We start from the raw sequence: 18,751 nt of genomic DNA, 5'->3' as shown, positions 1-18,751 counted from the left end.
GAAAAAGAGCTTTATCAGCGTCCGGACTTTCCGGAAACTGTCTAAAAATGATCCACATTTTCGGAAGCGTACATAAAACGGGTCAAAAAGACTCAGACCTGCGGCTTAATTGGAAAAACGGGTCATTTAGGGCCGAATTCGACGGCGGAGTCCGGCTGTATCCGGCCGCAGCACTGCTGGTAGCTCAATCCCGAGCCGCAGGGGCAGAGATCTCCCCCCTCGATCAGCTTCGGCTGGGCTGCTCCGGTCCTGAAATTCACCGCCAGCGGCTCCCGGTATGATTCCATACCCTGGCCCGGATGGATATAGGGGAAATCGAGCTTAGCCCGTTTAAAAATCGCGAGTTTTTCGGAAATATTGAGGGTTTTTAATATACCGGAACGGCAGAGCAGCTGCCACGCGTCATCGATAAGAGCCCTGACCATGTCCCATTCCGGGGTAGAGGCAAAACGGGCTATTCCCCGGCGTTCGAGATAGCGCCGGGCCTGGATGGACCGGAATGCCTGGTAATCATCCTGCCGGCAGTCACCGGAGCGGCGCATACCGTAGCCGTTGATAAACCGGAAAAGGAACCGGGAATACCGTTTGGTTTTTATGAGACGCCGGGCATTGAGCCAGCTTTTGAGCGCCAGGGACTCCTGTCCCAGGCGTTCCAGACAGATACCGGTAAAAAACAGTATTCTGGCAAGTTCCCGCTTTTCCGACGCAGGGCACAGAGCCATAGCCTGTTCGAACTCCCTGAGCGCCTTCTTGGGATTATGACGGGAAAGCTGCCGCAGTCCCCGTCTGAACGGGGCAATCCAATTCCTCATCATGTTCCGCACCTTCTTCCATATACAGTATAAAATACGGAAAATAGCGGCGGAAAACAAGTAGATCCCGGGGATTTTTTGTCAAGCGGAATAAGCTATAACCTTCAAACTATAGTAACAGTTACATAAAATTCAAAAAATAATCATAGAAAACAGACAATTGTAAGACCGGATAATTATACCGGCCAATCATTTCTCCTTCGTAATTTCCTTGACCTTCAATAGCGTTTTTCCGTATATTGTATGTATTACAATCAATCCAATAATTAGACACAACGGAGGAACATATGAAGGTTAAACCCTTAGCAGACCGGGTAATGGTTAAGCTCGAAAAGGGCGAGGAAAAAACCGCCGGCGGGATTATCATCCCCGATACCGCCCAGGAAAAAACCCAGACTGGAGTCGTGGTAGAAGTGGGGGATGATAAGGATGTGATCAAAGTCAAATCCGGTCAGAAAGTCATGTACGATAAATACGCCGGTACCCAGGTTAAGATCGACGGTGCGGAGTTTCTTATCCTCAAGATGTCCGATATTATTGCGGTAATTGAATAGGAACTGGACCAGCACGAAAAAACCCGGCTTTATGAGCCGGGTTTTTTATTGTCCGAAAAGCCCTTTAAAGGGACATCTTCTCCCGGAGACGCCGTATTTCCAGCCGCACCGAGAGATTTTCAGGATCCAGGTCCGAAGCGTATTCCAGGACCCGCTGCGCGTCGGTCGTCCGGCCCAGGGCAAGGAGGCAGCGGGCTATGGAGAGCTGCAGCCGGGCGGCGTCCCGTGATACGGGCTGTCCGGGGATTGTTCCGGCTTCCGGCAGCGGAATAAAGGCCGCCGCGGTCTCGAAATACGCCAGGGCTTCCCGGGGCGCCCGCCGTGCCTCAGCCAGAAGACCGAGGTTGGCGTGTATCTGCCAGTCCTCGGTACCGGCCGGGGATTGGTCCGTCCGGATTAACGATTTGAGCAATTCCTCCCCCGCGGTGAGATCGCCTCCGAGAACGGCGTGGAGGGCTCTGTGGAGCGCCAGCCACGGGTTCCGTACGGCGTTTGCCTCCGCGTTGCGGAAGAGGATTTCCGTCTCACCGTAGAGTTTCTGTTGGTCGAAGTAAAAGGCCCCCCAGCTGTACATGCGGGGATCTTCCGGGTGGCGTCCGATAAGGAGCCAGGTATCCGCCGCGGAACGGCGGATTTCCTGGAGCTCGGTCCTGCGGCGGTGTATTTCCAGGTCAAACAGGGGATCCCGGAGAAGGGCGCTCCGGCTCTGGAGGAACGCCGCGGCTTCCATGGCCGGGAGGTACCGGGAATAGCGGATAATCCCGCTGATATTATCCGGCTTGAGCCGCAGCAGCGATTCAAGATACCCGAGGCTTTCACCGGAATCCCGGGCGGTGGCGGCGAGATTGTACAGGACCTTTTCGGTCAGGTGGTCCGAAACCGGAAGTTCCCCCGGCGCCAGGAGAGTTTTCCAGATATTGCGGGCTCCGTCGGTATGGCCCGCGAGGTAGAGAGCATCTCCCTGCCGGACGAGGCTCTGGGGTTCCTCAAAGGGAGAAAAAAGAACCGCCGCGCGGAGGGGATCTCCGTAGTCGTAAAACAGTTCCGCCGCGTTATAGCGGGCTGTCACACTGGGATTGGTTCCTTTGAGGAGATTTTCAATCTGGACAAGAGCCCCGTCGGTATTGCTGTTCAGGATTTTCAGCACCGCGCTGCTGAAGGTTAATTCTTCCTGCTCCACCCCGGCGGTGCGGATGGCCGCGCTGCCGAACAGCCGTTCTGCCTGGGGAATCCGGGCCGCGGCGGTTTGGGGGGACGCGGCATTCCCGCAGAGGATATGCAGGGCCAGGACAAAAACCGGTTCCATTTCCGGGGAAATGCGGTCCGCCAGGTCCATAAGCTCTTCCGCTGTCCGGGGATCCGCCGGAAACGGCGCGGGATTCTCTCTGAGAACAGCTTCCGCGGCAGCCATGGCCAGGGGCTGGGAGTGTGGGAAAACCTCCAGAGCCCGGAGGGCCGCCAGCCGGTACTGTCCGGTGTATTCCGGGTATTCCAGGGTAAGCCGCCGCCGGCGCTTGAGCAGTGACAGCCTGGAATCCACACTGAGGGCTTTTTCCTCCAGATCCGTGAGCATGGTGTCCAGGCGGCTGAGCCGTTCCGCTCCGGGAGATCCCGCGGCGGCTCTGTCGTAATCCGCTAGGGCGCTGTAGAATGAATCCGCCGGAAGGGAGGCTTCCTGTTTTTTTCTTCCCGGAAATGTCCCCCGGGAAAGCAGGGCAAAGGTTAGCATTCCCGCGCTCAGGATTACCGACAGGACAATACCGGTAATGCAGGCTGCTTTTATGGCTTTTCGGGGAGATATCCTGTCAAAAAAGGATGAAAATAACCTCATGGGCTTCCCTTATTCGCGGGCGGGGTATAAACCCCGCGTATAATCCTTTCTTTACAGAACCAAAAACCCCAGACTTTCAGTCTGACATCCCTTCAGAGCGAGGTTTTTGATTCCGGAGAAGCATCCGGACCGGGAACAGCGGCTTGTGCTGAATTTGACTGCAGGGTTTTTCGTATGCTGTCGAGTACACCGTTAATAAAACGGAAGGATTCGTCGGTGCCGAATTCCTTGGATATGCCGATGGCTTCGTCTATCACTATTGACGGAGGCACATCGTCCTGGTACATGAGGGTGTAGGTGCTCAGACGGAGTACCGCCAGATCGACACGGTTCAGCCGGGATAAATCCCAGTTTTTAAGATGATCCTGTATGGTCCGGTCGATTTCTTCAATGTTTTCGATGGTTCCGACTATCAATAACCGGGAGAACGTACCGGTCGCTTCGTCCAGGGCGGCGCGTTTTTCCGGTTCCAGCCAGAAAAAACCCGCGATTTCCTCGGCGGAAACCCGGTTGGCTTCCCAGGAATAGAGACCCTGGAAAGCCAGAATGCGGCCTTTTCTGCGGGAAGCCATGATTACCAGTTGATGTTGTTTTCGAAAACCTGGAAAGTATTGCCTTTCCGGAGTTCCGTTATCAGCTCGTGGGAGGCAGTGTCTATGGCCTGCTGCTGGCGCTGCTGGAGCAGCGTATTCACTAAATATTCCTTTACGGTAACCTTGGTGCCGGGCTCAATGATGTCGTCCAGTTCCAGTATTTTCTCGTCCAGGGTTTCGGTTATTTTTATGATTTCGTAGCCCCGGGGCGTCTCAATGACCTTGGAAACTTCACCCTGCCTGAGGGCAAATACGGTGTTGGCAAAATCCAGACCCAGGCGCTGCTGCACCTGGATGTCCTGGGGAATGTAGCCGCCGTCGCCGCCCTGGTATCCCGAGCTGGGAGCGTTGGCGCGGATTACCGCTTCGTCAAACTTGGACGGATTGGAGCCGATGTCCCGGGCCAGTTTGTCCGCCAGTTCCTTGGCTTTCGTACGCTCATCCGCGGTGGTGCCTTTGGGAACGAGGATTACCGAAACCCGGACCGTGTGGGGCCGCACAAAATTCCTGGCCTTGATGAGGTTGTAGGTCTGGGTTACCTCGGCGTCCGTGGGGGAGGGGATGTTTTCCAGAAGGTCCCGTTTCTGGGACACCAGGTACCGCTGTATGGTAGCCTGCTGCTTGAGTTCGGTCCTGAACGTCGCCAGGTCGTAACCGGTCTGGTTGCGGATAAAAAGCTCGAATTCCGCGTCCGTGGGCTGCCGTCCCATATTCTGGGCAAGGGCCGTCCTGAACTGCTGAATCTGCTGGTTTATTTCCCCGTCGCTGACGGTGACGCCGTCCCGTTCCGCCGCCTGCATGGCCAGCTTGTTGTTGATCAGAATATCCAGCACCTGGCGCCGTTCGGCGGGGGTCATGGCCTTTCCCGCTTCCTGTTCCAGCTGTTCCACAGCGGTACGGAGCTGTTTGACCGTAATGGGTTCGCTCTTGGTAAGCCGGACGATGGCCGCGGGCTGCAGATCGGACTGGGCAAATGCCGTCCCTAAAACGGCGCATACCATTATAGTCAGAAAAAATGTGCGTTTCATGTTCATACCTTACTATAAAAAATAAAGAGTCCTCGGGTTACGCCCAATTGTACGATATTATAACTTTTTTGCCTATTCCAGAACCGCCCGGATACGCCGGACCCCGGCGGAAGAAGACTGTTCCTTCTGGATCTTGAATTTTCCCATGGATCCGGTGTTTTCCACATGGGGGCCGCCGCAGACTTCTTTTGAAAAATCCCCCACGGAGTACACTTTTACCTGGTCCTCGTACTTTTCCCCGAACAGCGCAACGGCGCCGTTTTTTTTCGCCTCATCCAGGCTCATCACATCCATAGTGACGGGAAGGTTTTTTTGTATCTGCTCATTGACGATTTCCTCGACCTTTTGGATTTCCTCCTTGGTCATGGGAGCGTCATGGGAAAAGTCAAAGCGCATCCGTTCCGCGGTAATATTGGAGCCTTTCTGGGCCACATGGTCCCCGAGTACGGTTTTCAGGGCCTTATGGAGCAGATGTGTGGCGGTATGGTATTTGACCGCCATTTCGCCCTGGTCGCCCAAGCCGCCCTTAAAGACCTGTTCGCTCCCTGCCCGGGAAAGTTCCTGGTGCTTCCGGAATGCCTCGTCGAATTCGTCCCGGTTTACGGTCATACCCTGTTCGGCGGCGAGTTCCTCCGTAAGTTCGATGGGAAAGCCGTAGGTATCGTACAGTTTGAAAGCCAGTCTGCCGGACATGATCTTCCGGGGATCCTTTAATAAGTTGGGAAGAAGTTTTTCGAATTCATGCTCGCCCTTCTGGAGGGTTTCCAGGAATTTATTTTCTTCCTTATTAAGTTCTTCAATTATACGGGACCGGTTTTCCTCCAGTTCGGGATAGGGTCCCTTGAATTCCTCCACCACGACCTGGGCGATAGGGGAAAGAAGCAGCCCGGTGATTCCGAGCTTGCGTCCGTGGCGCACCGCCCGGCGTATCAGCCGGCGGAGTACGTAGCCCGCGCCCACATTGGAGGGCGTTACCGCTTTGGGATCCCCGAGGATAAAGGACGAGGCTCTGGTATGGTCGGCGATGATGCGGACAGACTTGTCTTTCTCCTCATCGGTGCCGTAGGTATATCCGGAGGCTTTTTCAATGGCTCCGATAATGGGCTGAAAAATCCCGGTTTCGTAGACGGACTTTTTGCCGTTGAGGATCGTCACGGTCCGTTCAATACCCATACCGGTGTCCACGCATTTTCTCGCCAGGGGAAGGTATTCGCCTTCGGCGTTTTTGTTGTACTGCATGAACACGTCGTTCCAGATCTCGAGCCATTTGCCGCAGGAACATCCCGGGGCGCATTCGGGGCTGCAGGGGGCCTTGCCCATGTCGATAAACATTTCCGTATCCGGACCGCAGGGGCCGGTGGAACCCGCCGGTCCCCACCAGTTGTCCTCCCGGGGCCGGTAGCTGATCCGTTCCTCGGGAATCCCGAGCCGTTTCCAGATAGCCGCGGATTCCTCGTCCCGGGGGATGTCCCCTTCACCCTCAAATACGGTTACCCCGATTTTTTCTACCGGTATGCCGAGCCACTGGGGGGATGTCAGGAATTCGAAGCTCATTTCAATGGCCCCTTCCTTAAAATAATCCCCCAGGGACCAGTTCCCGAGCATTTCAAACAACGTAAGGTGGCTGGGATCTCCAACCTCATCGATGTCGCCCGTGCGGATGCACTTCTGGTAATCCGTGAGCCGTTTGCCCGCGGGATGTTCTTCACCTAAAAGATAGGGGACCAGAGGATGCATCCCGGCGGTGGTAAACAGTACCGTGGGATCGTTATCGGGAATCAGGGATTTTCCCTGTATTTGGGCATGGCCTTTTGATTTGAAGAATTCGATATATTTGGATCTCAGTTCATTCGCGTTCATTGCGTAATAGTAGGGAAGGGGGCTCCCTTCGTCAAGGTGGGTGGGGGAGCACAGAGTCTTCCAAGCTGAAAAGTACCCGTGTTTTACCGGTGCTGCGGGGCCGGGCTTGGAAGTTCCATGCTTCTGCGGAGAGTTTGCGGTAATGCGGCGGCCCTGATGTATTAACGCTGTGACGCCGGTGTTTTTGTTCCGGTGCTGTCAAAATCCCCGGGGAAGGGGATATCCCCGTAACGGCCGCTGTTGTTCCAGTATGTGATACCCGGATTGCCCGCGTCACGGACACCCTCAACCTGCCTGCGGACGTAATCCAGATTGTAATACTGCCGGTCATAAGAGACATTCAGGAAAAATGCCTGAACGTAGGGGCGCACAATGACCCTGCCCCGGGCAATCCGGTCCGTCCGCTGGGTCCCCTGGTAATAAATCCTGTAGGGACGGAGCTCCGGCGGTGACTGGGCCAGAAAATCCTGTTCAAAATGGCTGGGATAATACATCGGGCAGATAACGTCGACATAGGGAGCCAGAAGTTCCACTTCCTGGCCTGTCCTGGCGCCGGTGCGGTACCAGCCGTTGGCTCCGTAGATATCTATGGATATGGGCGCGTCGATCCGTGACCGCACATGGCGCAGAAAGGACAGCATGGCGCTTTCCATATCCATTCCCGGGTCGCGCCACCGGTATTGGGCGCTGCCCAGGTTAATACCGTCGGTGGGAAACCGGATATAGTCGAACTGGATTTCATCGAATCCCCGCTCGCACAGTTCCTGGGCCAGGGCGGCGGTATATTCCCAGACTTCTTCGGAGTAGGGATCGACCCAGCGTTCATCGTAGTACGTACGGACGATTTCGTAGGCGGGATCCGCCGGATCCGGGCGGATCTCCCGCAGCAGCGGTCCGGGCTGTTCCGGTTCCGCCGATGGGTCCGGTACGGGCCGGCGGGTCTCGTAATATCCGGCCCAGGGCTGATTCACCGCGGCGTCCCAGACCGCGAATTTTCCCCCTTCTTTTTTCGCCAGTTCCGGGTCCTTGAATACCACGATACGGGCGACCATATAAATGTCCCGGTCCTTCATGGTTTTAACCAGGTTTTCCAGGTCCACGGGCCAGAATACCCGGCCCTTTTTGGCTAGTTCGGGGTTTTTGGGGGTAAAGCGGAGACGGCCGTAATCATCCTTCATATCGATTACAACCATGTTAAGGTCCCGTTCCTCGATTACTTCGAGATACGGCCGGAGCGATACGGGATCCATGGCATGGTTTACCGGAAGATAGAGGCCGTCCTTTTTGTCCGCCAGGTCCAGCCTTGGGGAAAGGCGGCTGTCCTCGTCCCTGAGCAGCCACAGTTCGGAAAAAGACAGCCCTTCGCTGCGGGGCTGGAGCGGATTCGGGACAGTGTAAAATGCAGTAAGCTCCGTTCCCAGGGCCGCGGCGCTCCGTTCTATAGCGGCTGAATAATCCTGCCGGTCCTTCGTCTGAAGGCTTATCCTGTCCAGTTCGGTGATGCTTCCGTCCCGGATAAAGGTCAGACTGTCCCGGCCCGCGTTCAGGGAGTCGACGGTACCGAAATCTCCGGCATCGGACCAGATCATGGCAAATGTCTTGGTTTCCCAGTCCAGGCGGTATACTCTGCCGCGGAAGGTCTGGGAAACATACAGTTCCGAACCGGTTTCGGCCCCGGGGACGGCCGCCATATCGGAGATTTCGTCGGGATTGTTGGTGGTTTCCAGCTTTTCCAGTCCCCCGTTCAATTCCGTCCAGGACGCGTTGGGCTTATCCGGCTGAATGTAGTGGATTCCGTAGGTACTGTGGGACAGAAAAACCGTCAGTTCCGGCATGCCCGCCGCGGCTACGGCCTTGATCCCGTTGGTCCGGTACGCCGGCATCCTGAGGTTCCGCCAGGTTTTTCCGGCGTCACGGCTCAGAAAAACCGCGTCCTTAACCGCGCAGACCATGATATCCGGATCTGCGGGATGAATCTCCAGATCCTTGATCTCCTGGACAAGCCGGATAAAGGATTTTTCTCCGGTTTCATAGACCTTGATGGTCTTGACCGGCAGCCCTTCATTTCTGGGTTCCCATACCCGGAGGTCCTGGGAAACGAGAATTCCCTGGTCCGTAAGCAGCGCCCAGTAGGAGTCTGTTTTAAGGATTTTGCGGACCTCTCCGCCGTTCCAGAGCGCGCTGGGAATACCGTAACGGTTTATGCCGTAGAGGCCTTTCTCAGTTCCCGCAAGATACGTCCATGGCCCGGCGGAGCTTGCGGTCTGGGCGGCGGTTTTTCCGGGGACGGCAATACAGAATACCAGCAGGGCTATATAAAGGACCGCATTCCGTTTCGATGCGGTCCGGAAACCATCTCTATACATGGCCACAGTTTAGCGTAGTTTACGCCTTTTGAGAAGCCGCTATGCGGGGGAGCACCGGGTCTGACAATCCGGAAAGCACCCGTGGTAACCGGGTCCGCGGGTCCTGTCGTATAAAAAGGGGATTGGCTCCTCAGCGGCCTTCGGCCTCGAAAGTCGCTCTGTCCAGGGACCCGGCGTTACCAATACGGCCGGGTGCTTTCCGGCTTAACCGGCTCGGTTCTGCCCTGCGCTGGAGGGCGGCGCGTGTCCGAAGGACACGACCCCTGGCTCCAGCCTTGCCGCAGTATGTGTGGAGTTTTGCTCTGCAAAACTCCTGAAAGACTTGGCGCCAAGGGCGGCAAGTCTTACGCCACCTCCACTTCTGGTTTCTCGGTATGAAGTGCTGTTCTGTCTGCATACCGGCAGGCAGCGGAAACGTACCTGAACCGTTCCACTGGGAGCACAGCCGGCCTAATCGAAGGCTCCGCGAAGCCGTTTAAGCGGTAGTGGTACGTTTCGGGTACGGTAAGGGTACGGTAAGGGTACGGAGCGGGTGCGGTTGACCAGTCAGGACATAGGTAAGTAAATAAGTTCAGGAGATGGGATAGCCGGTGGTTCCAAGCTTTTCAGCTTTCTCCTTGTTTCGCTTTTTATGGTGTCTTTTCCTGCGGCTGTTCCGCTCCGCGGCGTCCTGGATATACAAATCTCCGGTGGTCTGTTGTATACTTAAGAAAACAGCATTCCTAAGGGGATCTTTATGGCTGAGAAACGGAGCAGTGTTACCAAAACACTGGGAATATTGACCGCCGGCGGCGATTGTCCGGGGCTCAACGCGGCGATCCGCGGGGTCTGCCGGGCTGCCCACGACCGGTACGGTATGAACATAATCGGTATTGCCAACGGGTATTCAGGGCTTATCACCGGGGACACCCGGCTTCTTAAACCGGAGGACTTTTCCGGCATCCTCACCCAGGGCGGAACCATCCTCGGCGCCAGCCGGGAAAAACCCTTCAAGGATTACCACCCCGAAAACGGGGGAAATGAATGGGAGAGCGACAAGGTTGCGGCCATAAAGGAAACGTACCACAGCCTCGGCCTGGACTGCCTGGTGGTCCTCGGCGGAAACGGAACCAATACCACGGGGTATCAGCTTTTCCGGGAAGGCCTCAATGTGGTGGGGCTGCCCAAAACCATTGACAATGATATCGTCGGAACCGACCGGTGTTTCGGGTTCCATTCGGCTCTGTCCATCGGAACCGAAGCCATAGACCGGCTCCATACCACCGCCGAAAGCCACAACCGTGTCATGGTGATTGAACTCATGGGGCATAAGGCGGGATGGCTCGCCCTGTACTCCGGAGTCGCCGGAGGCGGCGATGTCATCCTTATCCCGGAAATTCCCTATGATATAACAGCCATCGGCCGGCATCTGATCAAACGCAGCCAAAAGGGAAAAAGCTTTTCCATCGTGGTCGTCGCCGAAGGGGCGCTTTCGCTGGAGGAAGCGGGAATGGAAAAAAAAGAGCGGAAAAAACATCGGGAAAAAACCGCCACCCCCTCCATCGGGTACCGGGTCGCCCGGGAAATCGAGGAAGAGACCGGCATGGAGACCCGTGCCACCGTGCTGGGCTACGTCCAGCGCGGCGGCATCCCCAGCGCTTCGGACCGCGTCCTGGCGACTTCCCTGGGGACCGCCGCGGCGGACCTCCTTGCCCGGGGAGAATACGGCAGGATGGTCTGCCTCAGGCATGACCAAATGGATTCCGTTGATTTAAGCGAACCCGCGGGAAAGGTGCGGGCCGTGCCAGAGGATCACTTTATGATCGATACGGCCATTTCCGTGGGAACTTGTATGGGGGTGTAAGCTTCACCGGAATACTTCCGCTTACGCCCCGGGAAGGTTCCGGGCTTCGGTATGGCGCAGCTGAAAACGGATATTGGTACGCCGGGTCGTAAAAAAGCCGGCACCGATATCGATTTCATACCTCAGATTGAAAATTCCCGGCCGGATATCTCCTATGGTAAACCAGGTATTGTTCGATCCGATGGCGTGGCAGTTGCCCGTTCCAATCATGACATGGGAAAGAACCAAGGGCGCAGGCGGCGGGTTCATCCGGTAAAAACCGACCACATCGCCGGCTTTTATGTTTCTGATATCGTCCACGGTCCTGCATACCGTGCCGGGACTGTTCCAGGGGTAAAACAACGCCGTCTGTCTGTCGAGGGTCTCCGGAAACCCGGCATATATCAGGCTCGATCTGGCAAAACTGTTGCACATGGGTATTCCTCCTGCACCCTCCAGCAGCAGTTGGGCGTAGTAACAGGCATTCTTAACAATCCTGGCCGCGGAGCGGGGGCCGGGATTGGGATACATTTCGGTAAAATACGTAAGTGTCCGGCTGACATCATCCAGCATATATGACTATCCGTAAAATAAATAATTCAATGCACTAATTAAATAATAGTTTCCGGGAATTGTCCAATTGTTTTTCGTTTTTTCAGATTGGATTCAGATGAAGGGATTGAAAAAGCGGCTGCCGTCACGGAAGGTAAACCACATCCCGAAGCCGAATAACACCAGTGAAACTGCCAGGACCGCCGCGTCCATCCGGGAGAACGGCCGGGAGGAATACCAGGTCCGCTTTTTGTATTTGCCGAAACTGCGGAGCTCCATGGCGTGGCTCACCGCGTCTATCCGTTCCAGGGATGACAGCACCAGGGGCAGCAGAATCCTGGCGGAACCCCTAAGCCGTTTGACCCAGGAAACCTTCCGGGACAGTTCAATTCCCCGGGCCTGCTGGGCCTGGGAAATGTTCTGGTAGTCCCGCTGGACATCGGGGATATACCGCAGGGCAAGGCTGACCGCGTATGCGATGGAGTAGTTAACGCCGATGCGGTTGAGGGACGACGCGAATTCACTGGGATGGGTGGTAACAATCAGCAGTATGGCAATAGGGACAATGGTGCAGTATTTGAGGAAAATGTTGAATTCATAAAAGAGCTGCTCCCAGGTGAGGGAATACCGGCCGATCCCTTTAAGGATAAGATGCTTTGTTCCGTAAATTTCCACCCCCTGCTCCGGGGCGAAAATATATATGGCAATAAGGTTAAGCGCCATAAAGACGACCAGCATTTTGAAGATGAAGGAGACCTCCCGGAGTTTTGTGCCGGATACCGCAAACAGGGACAGTCCCATAACTACCAGGACCGCCATAACCCTGGTATCGTAGCCTGCCATGGCCAGGACCGACCAAAGGATAAATACCACCAGTTTTACCGCTCCCGAAACCGCGTGGACCGGCGACGGGCGGTCGATATAGGCAAGCATAAACCGGCTCACCGCGGCCCCTCCGGGAATTCCTGGTCCCTGACTTTCCGGTCGAAATTGATGAAACCCTGGACAAAGGTTCTGGGATCTTCGATTCCGCCGCGGACAGCCAGATCGTAGAGGCTCGTCCGTTTGAGGCTCGCCTGTTCTATAACCGCATCGTCGGTGAGGACCTCCGCAGGCGCCGCGTCCGCCAGCAGCCTTCCCCCGGACAGTACGATCGCCCGGGTGGTGTATTCCAGCATGAGGTGCATATCATGGGTAATCATCAGGAGGCTTAAGCCCTGGTTCCGGTTCAGCGTCCGGAGGAATTCCATGATTTCCGAATAATGCCTGAAATCCTGCCCGGCGGTGGGTTCGTCAAGGATGAGAAGTGATGGTCCCATCACCAGAATAGATGCAATGGTAAGCCGTTTTTTCTGGCCGAAACTCAGGGCGCTCACCGGCCAGTTGCGGAAGGGATAGAGCCCGCAGATTTGCAGGGTTTGGTATACCCGGTCCTTCACTTCGGCTTCCCCCATTCCCCGAGACCTGAGTCCCAGGGCGGCTTCATCAAAAATCATGGGAAAGGAAATCATCTGGTTGGGGTTCTGCATCACGTAGCCGATATATTCGGACCGTTCCTTAATTGATAAGGTTTGAAGATCCCTGCCGTCAAAGCGGAGTTTGCCCGTTACCGGGTCATTGAAACCGCAGATGATCTTTGCCAGGGTCGATTTTCCCGCGCCGTTCCGTCCCACCAGACTTACGCATTCCCCCTGGTACAGGGTAAAGGAAATATCCTCAAGTACCGGCGTCCGGCTGAGATCCTGGGGGTAATGGAACGAAAGCCCCCGGATATCAAGAATTTCCGGGCCCTGGGTTTCCGGTGAATGTTCCGGCAGATCCCGGTCCCACTGTTTAAGCTTTTCCGGATCAAACCGGATGTTCCCGGGGGTATCGGGCTGTATTTCCGGTATAATTGTTTCCCCGGCGTACCGGAGCGCCGTCAGGTACAGCGGTTCCCGGATGCCGGTTCTCCGCAGTATGTCCGAAGCGAGGAGCTCCCCCGGCGGCAGATCCGCGGTAATCCAGCCCTGGTCAATGACTACGATACGGTCCACCGGCCGGTGCAGTACATCCTCGAGCCGGTGTTCCACAATTAATATGGTTTTTCCCGTATTTTTGTGGATCCAGTCAATAAGTTCTATGGTTTCCTGCCCTGCCGCGGGATCGAGGTTCGCCAGGGGTTCATCGAAGAGGAGGATGTCCACTTCATCCATCAGGACCCCCGCGAGGGAAACCCGCTGTTTCTGGCCGCCGGAAAGATCCTGGGGCGCTTTTCCCAGGTGGCCTTCGATATGCAGAACTCCCGCGGTTCTGAGAACCCGCTGTTTCATTTCCCCGACGGGAATACAGTCATTTTCCGCCGCAAAGGCGATGTCTTCCCCCGCGGTGAGCCCCACAAACTGGCTGTCCGGATCCTGGAGCACGGTTCCGACTTTTTTTGAAATATCGAAAATTCCCAGGGACAGAGCGTCAAATTCCCCGATCGTGAGGTTCCCCGAGGCTGCGCCGGGAAAAGCGTGAGGTATGAGTCCGTTAATACAGTGCGCCAGGGTGGACTTACCCGAACCGGAAGGCCCGACTATGAGGATTTTTTCTCCCCGCCGGACGGAAAACCGGATTCTGTGCAGGGTCGCTTCCGATTGGCTTCTGTATTTAAACGTAAATCCGTCAAAGGACAGGGCCGGGCCCGCTGAGCCCGGTTCCCTGCCGTTATTCTGCATGCAGGCTGCCTGCCTTAACTCTGGTGCGGGAATACGTCGCCGCCAGAATCGTTCCGAGAATCAGCACCACCGCGCTGTTCAGTCCCGCGGCGGTAAGGCCCTGGAGATAGACTTTGTTTGCCGGTTCCTGGTAGATGAGGATATCCAGTGTCGGCGCGACCGCGACCCAGACAATGAGATTAGCCAGTATCTGGATAATATTGAAAATAATGATATTTTTCAGACCGAATTCACCTTCTTCGATTTTATACAGCTTCCAGAAAAGACCAATCAGCAGGCCGTAGAGGGCATCGGCAATGACCCAGCTCCACCAGATACCGAAACCCCAGGTCAGGTCCACCAGGGTATGGCCGATCAGGCCGATAAAGAAGCCCGCCACAGGTCCGAATATGGCCGCAAAAAGCGTCAGAATAGCGGCTGCCAGATTAAGGTTGGTATTGGGAACCCCCGACGGAATGGCGACAAAACGCATAAGCACGAACATAATGGCCGCTCCGATACCGATAGCCACCATGGTCCTGACAGAAATCAGTTTCTTTTCCATATTCCAATCCTCCGAATGCTTGAAATCCCCATGAAGCATATCCCAATCCGGGGCATAATAACAAGTCAAAATTACGACCCTGCCGGTATCCTTCAATTGATCCGCGGCGCGTAAAATGGTATGACTATTTTATGCACCGAAAAACATATACCCTGGAAATTGCCGGACTCCGGCGGGAACTGCCTATTGTTGATATCGCTCCGGGTCTGTCCATTGCCAGTTTCGTTATGCTTGGGGACACCCGCCTGGTGGAAGCCGCCGCGGACGCGATTTCCGGACATCCCGATTTTCCCCGGAACACCGTTGAGTATCTTGTCTGCCCCGAGGCAAAGGCGATTCCCCTGACCCATGCCCTGGCAGTCCGGCTGGGGCTTGATTATGTGGTGCTCAGAAAGAATGAAAAAGCGTATATGCGGAACCATATTATAGAACCGACCAAATCCATAACCACCGAAAAAGAACAGCATCTTGTCCTGGACGGCCCTGACAAGGAAAAACTTGCGGGTAAGCGGGTCTGTATCGTTGACGATGTGGTCTCCACCGGGGGATCCCTCAGGTCCATTGAGGCTTTGCTGGAAAAAATCGGCTGTACCGTGGCCGCGAAAGCGGCGGTTCTGCTGGAGGACGCGGGCCACGACGGCAGCGGCCTGATTTATCTGGACCGGCTTCCGGTTTTCAGGGGGTGACCGCTGTCTTTGGGGTAAGGGCCATTGCTCCGGGAGGCTTGGCTCTTTTTTAAATTGCTGATCCGCTTCATCTGCTATATACTGAAAACATGAAAGCGTCCCGCATCCGCTGTTTGTTTTGTATTTTTCTTCTATTCTGTGCTGCTGCTTTTCCCGGATTCAGCCAAACCAATCTGCGCCGCAGTGTGATTACCCTCTGGACCGGCCGGGACGGGCTCCCGTCGGATACGGTTCTCGATATTGTGCAGGATTCCGACGGCTATATCTGGCTCGCTTCCTATGAGGGGCTGGCGCGGTTCGACGGCAATTCATTTACCTTATTGAATGAAAACGAAGGCGGTTTTGCCGGAAAATCGGCCCGGGTCCTGGAACTTGGGCCCGACGGAAAGCTCTGGATCGGAACCAATACCGCGGGGCTGTACAGTTATCAGAAGGGAACCTTCACCGCTTACGGTGCGGACGAAGGAATCGGGGATCTTTCAATCCGGGCCATTGCCTTTGACAGCGCCGGCGGGGTCTGGGCCGGGACGGCTCAGGGTGTTTTTGTCATGGAGGAAGGGGTTTTTAAGTCCGCCCTGGCATCCGGCGAACAGCCCTTCGGAATCGCCAATTTCCTTCTTCCCCGGAACGACGGATCCATGATAGTGGGATCCAATACCGCCGGTCTCTGGATACTCAAGGACGGCAGGGCTTCTCCGTATCTGGATGACCCGGCTGTCAGGGAATATTCCTATGCCTCCGCGTATGAGGACAGCGGCGGAACTCTTTGGTTCGGCGGCAGCGCCGGCCGAATCGTTTCCGTATCTCCCGGCGGAAGTATCAAAACGCTGGTTCTTCCTTTTCTCGCAGGCTCGGGCATCAATGATTATTATGAGAGTTCCGACGGGACCCTCTGGATCGCCACCGACCGGGGAATCCTTTCCGTCAGGGACGGCGCCGTAGCGGATACCTATTCCGAGGAGCAGGGGCTGCCGTCAAACATGGTTTCTTCCCTTTGGCATGACCGGGAGGGAAATCTCTGGGCCGGTACGGAACGGGGAGGCCTCGTCAAATTCAGTCCGGGGAAATTCGGTAATATTTCCCGCCGGGATGGTCTTATCAGTGAAAGCGTAAACGCCATTGCGGAAGACCGCTATGGCAGTCTCTGGGTCGCCACCGATGACGGGATTTCATTTTTCCCCTCCGCAGATGATCCATACACCGCGGACCGGTCCCGGAAAAGCTCGGTTGACGGGCTCGTCGGGCGGCTCCGGGGCGTCCGGGTCCGGCAGATACGGGCGGAACAGGACGGAAGTCTCTGGTTCGCGACCTACTCTGAGGATGCGCTGCTCAGCTTTCCCGCTGACGGTACGGTACAGACCGTTACAGCCGCGCAAGGACTCCCCATAAACCGCGTCCGGTTCAGCTACCGCCAGGACAACAGGAACCTTTGGGTGGGGACCACCGCGGGCCCGGTATTGTTCCGGGGAGAATCTGCCGCCGCCTTTACCGAAACTTCCGGGCTTTCCAATCTTTTTATTCTCTGCGCCATGGAGGACCGGGACGGCAATGTATGGCTCGGGACGGACGGCGGCGGCGTTTCCGTATTCGACGGCCGGGAATTCCGCAGCCTGACCACCCAGGACGGGCTGCCGGGCAATGTGGTATTCAGAATATTCCGGGATACCGGAGACCGTTTATGGCTGTGCACCGCCGATGGGCTGGGCCTGTATGCTGACGGCGTGTTTTACCGGGCCGATAACGCCGCGGGGCTCGGCGGGGAAAGTGTTTTTGAGGTGTTCCAGGACGCCGGCGGAATGCTCTGGATAATCACATCGAAGAAAATCGTTATGGTATCCGCTGATGTTCTGGCGTCCGCCGCCGCTGCCGGAACCGCCGCGGAACACCGCGTGTTTGACCGTCTCGACGGCCTTTCGGGCCAGCTTTCCGCGAACGCCTGGTCATTCGTGAGTCCCCAGGGGATTGTGTACCTGCCGACCCTGCGGGGTGTATCCAGTTACGACCCCCATTCGGTTTCGGTAAATTCTCTGCCGCCGCCGGTTATCATTGAACGTATGGTCGCGGACAGGGATTCCATGGATGTCCACGGCGGCGGCTCTATCCGGCTCGGCCCTGAAATCCGGCGTGTCACTTTTTACTACACGGCCCTCAGTTTTGTCGTTCCCCAGCGGGTCCGGTTCCTGTATAAGCTGGAAGGCTACGACCGGGAATGGGTCGAAGCCGGAACGGTGCGGGAGATAAGCTACACCAATCTCCCCCCGGGTCAGTACCGCTTCAGAATACGGGCCGTAAACAATGACGGTGTTGTCAACGAAGACGGAGCTTCCCTGGGGTTCAGCAAGGCGTCATACTTTTACCAGACGCCGCTGTTCTATCTTCTTATAGCGCTGGGAATCATGCTCGCGGGGTTCCTGATCGCCCGGATGCGGACCCGCCATCTCAGGCTCAGGGCGGAAGCCCTGGACGCTCTGGTGATTCAGCGGACTTCGGAACTGGAGACCGAGAAGGCTAAAAGCGACGCCCTGCTGGTCAACCTGCTGCCGCCTTCCGTGGCGGACGAACTCAAATATACGGGAAAGGCGACACCCCAGGTTTATGAAAACACCGCGGTGCTCTACGCTGATATCACCGGCTTCACCGCCTGGTCGGCAAAACGGCAGGCCGATGAAATTATCCGGGAGCTCAATGAGATATTCACCCGTTTCGATGAAATTATCGCGAAGTGGGGCTGTGAGCGCATCAAAACCATAGGTTCCGGATACCTTGCCTGCTGCGGGCTCCCGGTTCCGGACAGGGAATACGCCAAGAAGATAACCAACGCCGCGGTGGAAATGCTTTTGTACATTGAACACCGGTTCAGCGAAAAACAGGACGGCATTGAACTGCGGATCGGCATCGACGCCGGTTCCGTGGTCGGCGGCGTGGTAGGGGTGAAAAAATATATTTTCGATATCTTCGGAGCCCCTATCAATATGACTATGCAGCTGGCCTCCGCCACGGTTCCCATGGGACTTACGGTTTCCAGGAGTATTTCGCTGTACCTTCATGAGGAATTCAAACTTAAGGAACGGCCCGGAAGAGAGTTTAAGGGAAAAGCCTCCATGGTTACCTGGTATATCCGCTACCGTGACGCCGGTGAAGTCCTCACTGACGATACCGCCCGGGAGCTGTACAGAAAGATGATGGCCCTGTTCGGTGCGGATAAATACAGTGAATGTATCGCCATCATGGACTCCATTGATTTCAGTACCCTGGAACCGGAGTTTTATAAAATATTCTTCCACCTCGGATCACAGATTTACGCGAAAATGAATAATCCGGCAATGGCGAAACTGTGCATGGACCGGGCGGATATAATGGACATCGACGTTTAGGCAAAATGTCCCGAAACCGCCGTAAAA

At 55.9% G+C, this 18,751-nt stretch carries 14 protein-coding genes; 4 read left to right on the top strand and 10 right to left on the bottom strand.

The window, feature by feature from the left end; all coding sequences use genetic code 11:
- Positions 1–122 precede the first annotated feature (122 nt).
- Positions 123–815: a tetratricopeptide repeat protein gene (locus JFL75_RS10295; RefSeq protein WP_215626595.1), complete on the bottom strand. Its 693-nt coding sequence runs from the start codon at positions 813–815 to the stop codon at positions 123–125.
- A 284-nt stretch (positions 816–1,099) separates the two neighbouring features.
- On the opposite strand from JFL75_RS10295, the gene JFL75_RS10290 reads away from it, so the two are divergent.
- Positions 1,100–1,366 (top strand): co-chaperone GroES, encoded by a 267-nt coding sequence (locus JFL75_RS10290; RefSeq protein WP_215626594.1) that lies wholly within the window; start codon positions 1,100–1,102, stop codon positions 1,364–1,366.
- A gap of 64 nt (positions 1,367–1,430) precedes the next feature.
- Here the strand turns inward: JFL75_RS10290 and JFL75_RS10285 are convergent, their stop codons facing one another.
- The 5 genes from JFL75_RS10285 to JFL75_RS10265 all read right to left on the bottom strand — a co-directional run bounded on the left by JFL75_RS10285 (position 1,431) and on the right by JFL75_RS10265 (position 9,044).
- The gene (locus tag JFL75_RS10285; protein ID WP_215626593.1) at positions 1,431–3,197 is read right to left on the bottom strand and encodes a hypothetical protein; all 1,767 of its coding nucleotides are present in this window, start codon (positions 3,195–3,197) and stop codon (positions 1,431–1,433) included.
- 92 nt (positions 3,198–3,289) lie between these two features.
- Complete coding sequence (nusB, locus tag JFL75_RS10280; protein ID WP_215626592.1) at positions 3,290–3,769, bottom strand: transcription antitermination factor NusB; 480 nt, start codon at positions 3,767–3,769, stop codon at positions 3,290–3,292.
- A 2-nt stretch (positions 3,770–3,771) separates the two neighbouring features.
- Positions 3,772–4,818 carry a peptidylprolyl isomerase gene (locus JFL75_RS10275; RefSeq protein ID WP_215626591.1) on the bottom strand — a complete coding sequence of 349 codons (1,047 nt, stop codon included), beginning with the start codon at positions 4,816–4,818 and terminating at the stop codon, positions 3,772–3,774.
- 72 nt (positions 4,819–4,890) lie between these two features.
- Entirely contained in the window at positions 4,891–6,678 is a 1,788-nt protein-coding gene (locus tag JFL75_RS10270; RefSeq protein WP_215626590.1) for an alanine--tRNA ligase, read from the bottom strand.
- 161 nt (positions 6,679–6,839) lie between these two features.
- Positions 6,840–9,044 carry a putative glycoside hydrolase gene (locus JFL75_RS10265; protein WP_223292837.1) on the bottom strand — a complete coding sequence of 735 codons (2,205 nt, stop codon included), beginning with the start codon at positions 9,042–9,044 and terminating at the stop codon, positions 6,840–6,842.
- Positions 9,045–9,780: 736 nt separating this feature from the next.
- Between JFL75_RS10265 and JFL75_RS10260 the strand changes: the two genes are divergently transcribed.
- Complete coding sequence (locus JFL75_RS10260) at positions 9,781–10,887, top strand: 6-phosphofructokinase (protein WP_215626588.1); 1,107 nt, start codon at positions 9,781–9,783, stop codon at positions 10,885–10,887.
- A 21-nt stretch (positions 10,888–10,908) separates the two neighbouring features.
- Here JFL75_RS10260 and JFL75_RS10255 read toward each other — a convergent pair whose 3' ends face one another.
- The 4 genes from JFL75_RS10255 to JFL75_RS10240 form a co-directional block, all read right to left on the bottom strand.
- A complete protein-coding gene (locus JFL75_RS10255) occupies positions 10,909–11,439 on the bottom strand; it encodes a hypothetical protein (RefSeq protein WP_215626587.1) in 531 nt (176 codons plus the stop codon).
- Between the two features lie 93 nt (positions 11,440–11,532).
- Positions 11,533–12,363, bottom strand: a complete 831-nt coding sequence (locus JFL75_RS10250; RefSeq protein ID WP_215626586.1) for an energy-coupling factor transporter transmembrane component T family protein — start codon at positions 12,361–12,363, stop codon at positions 11,533–11,535.
- Positions 12,360–14,120: an ABC transporter ATP-binding protein gene (locus JFL75_RS10245; RefSeq protein ID WP_215626585.1), complete on the bottom strand. Its 1,761-nt coding sequence runs from the start codon at positions 14,118–14,120 to the stop codon at positions 12,360–12,362. The genes JFL75_RS10250 and JFL75_RS10245 overlap by 4 nt, the downstream gene beginning before the upstream one ends.
- Positions 14,110–14,664: an ECF-type riboflavin transporter substrate-binding protein gene (locus JFL75_RS10240; RefSeq protein ID WP_215626584.1), complete on the bottom strand. Its 555-nt coding sequence runs from the start codon at positions 14,662–14,664 to the stop codon at positions 14,110–14,112. The genes JFL75_RS10245 and JFL75_RS10240 overlap by 11 nt, the downstream gene beginning before the upstream one ends.
- A gap of 131 nt (positions 14,665–14,795) precedes the next feature.
- Between JFL75_RS10240 and JFL75_RS10235 the strand changes: the two genes are divergently transcribed.
- On the top strand, positions 14,796–15,350 hold the full coding sequence (locus tag JFL75_RS10235; protein ID WP_215626583.1) for a phosphoribosyltransferase family protein: 555 nt from the start codon (positions 14,796–14,798) through the stop codon (positions 15,348–15,350).
- A 185-nt stretch (positions 15,351–15,535) separates the two neighbouring features.
- The gene (locus tag JFL75_RS10230) at positions 15,536–18,724 is read left to right on the top strand and encodes a two-component regulator propeller domain-containing protein (protein WP_215626582.1); all 3,189 of its coding nucleotides are present in this window, start codon (positions 15,536–15,538) and stop codon (positions 18,722–18,724) included.
- The last annotated feature ends 27 nt before the right edge of the window (positions 18,725–18,751 follow it).

The organism is Breznakiella homolactica, assembly GCF_016616095.2.
In the GTDB taxonomy this organism is placed as follows: Bacteria; Spirochaetota; Spirochaetia; order Treponematales; family Breznakiellaceae; genus Breznakiella; species Breznakiella homolactica.
Note: the sequence above shows the minus strand (reverse complement) of the source record. Positions and strands in the feature narration are given on the sequence as shown.

What these genes read in the sequence shown, in the direction of transcription:
- JFL75_RS10295 (WP_215626595.1), bottom strand. Translation starts at nt 815, where the DNA reads ATGATGAGGAATTGGATTGCCCCGTTCAGACGGGGACTGCGGCAGCTT.
- JFL75_RS10290 (WP_215626594.1), top strand. Translation starts at nt 1,100, where the DNA reads ATGAAGGTTAAACCCTTAGCAGACCGGGTAATGGTTAAGCTCGAAAAG.
- JFL75_RS10285 (WP_215626593.1), bottom strand. Translation starts at nt 3,197, where the DNA reads ATGAGGTTATTTTCATCCTTTTTTGACAGGATATCTCCCCGAAAAGCC.
- nusB (WP_215626592.1), bottom strand. Translation starts at nt 3,769, where the DNA reads ATGGCTTCCCGCAGAAAAGGCCGCATTCTGGCTTTCCAGGGTCTCTAT.
- JFL75_RS10275 (WP_215626591.1), bottom strand. Translation starts at nt 4,818, where the DNA reads ATGAAACGCACATTTTTTCTGACTATAATGGTATGCGCCGTTTTAGGG.
- JFL75_RS10270 (WP_215626590.1), bottom strand. Translation starts at nt 6,678, where the DNA reads ATGAACGCGAATGAACTGAGATCCAAATATATCGAATTCTTCAAATCA.
- JFL75_RS10265 (WP_223292837.1), bottom strand. Translation starts at nt 9,044, where the DNA reads ATGTATAGAGATGGTTTCCGGACCGCATCGAAACGGAATGCGGTCCTT.
- JFL75_RS10260 (WP_215626588.1), top strand. Translation starts at nt 9,781, where the DNA reads ATGGCTGAGAAACGGAGCAGTGTTACCAAAACACTGGGAATATTGACC.
- JFL75_RS10255 (WP_215626587.1), bottom strand. Translation starts at nt 11,439, where the DNA reads ATGCTGGATGATGTCAGCCGGACACTTACGTATTTTACCGAAATGTAT.
- JFL75_RS10245 (WP_215626585.1), bottom strand. Translation starts at nt 14,120, where the DNA reads ATGCAGAATAACGGCAGGGAACCGGGCTCAGCGGGCCCGGCCCTGTCC.
- JFL75_RS10240 (WP_215626584.1), bottom strand. Translation starts at nt 14,664, where the DNA reads ATGGAAAAGAAACTGATTTCTGTCAGGACCATGGTGGCTATCGGTATC.
- JFL75_RS10235 (WP_215626583.1), top strand. Translation starts at nt 14,796, where the DNA reads ATGCACCGAAAAACATATACCCTGGAAATTGCCGGACTCCGGCGGGAA.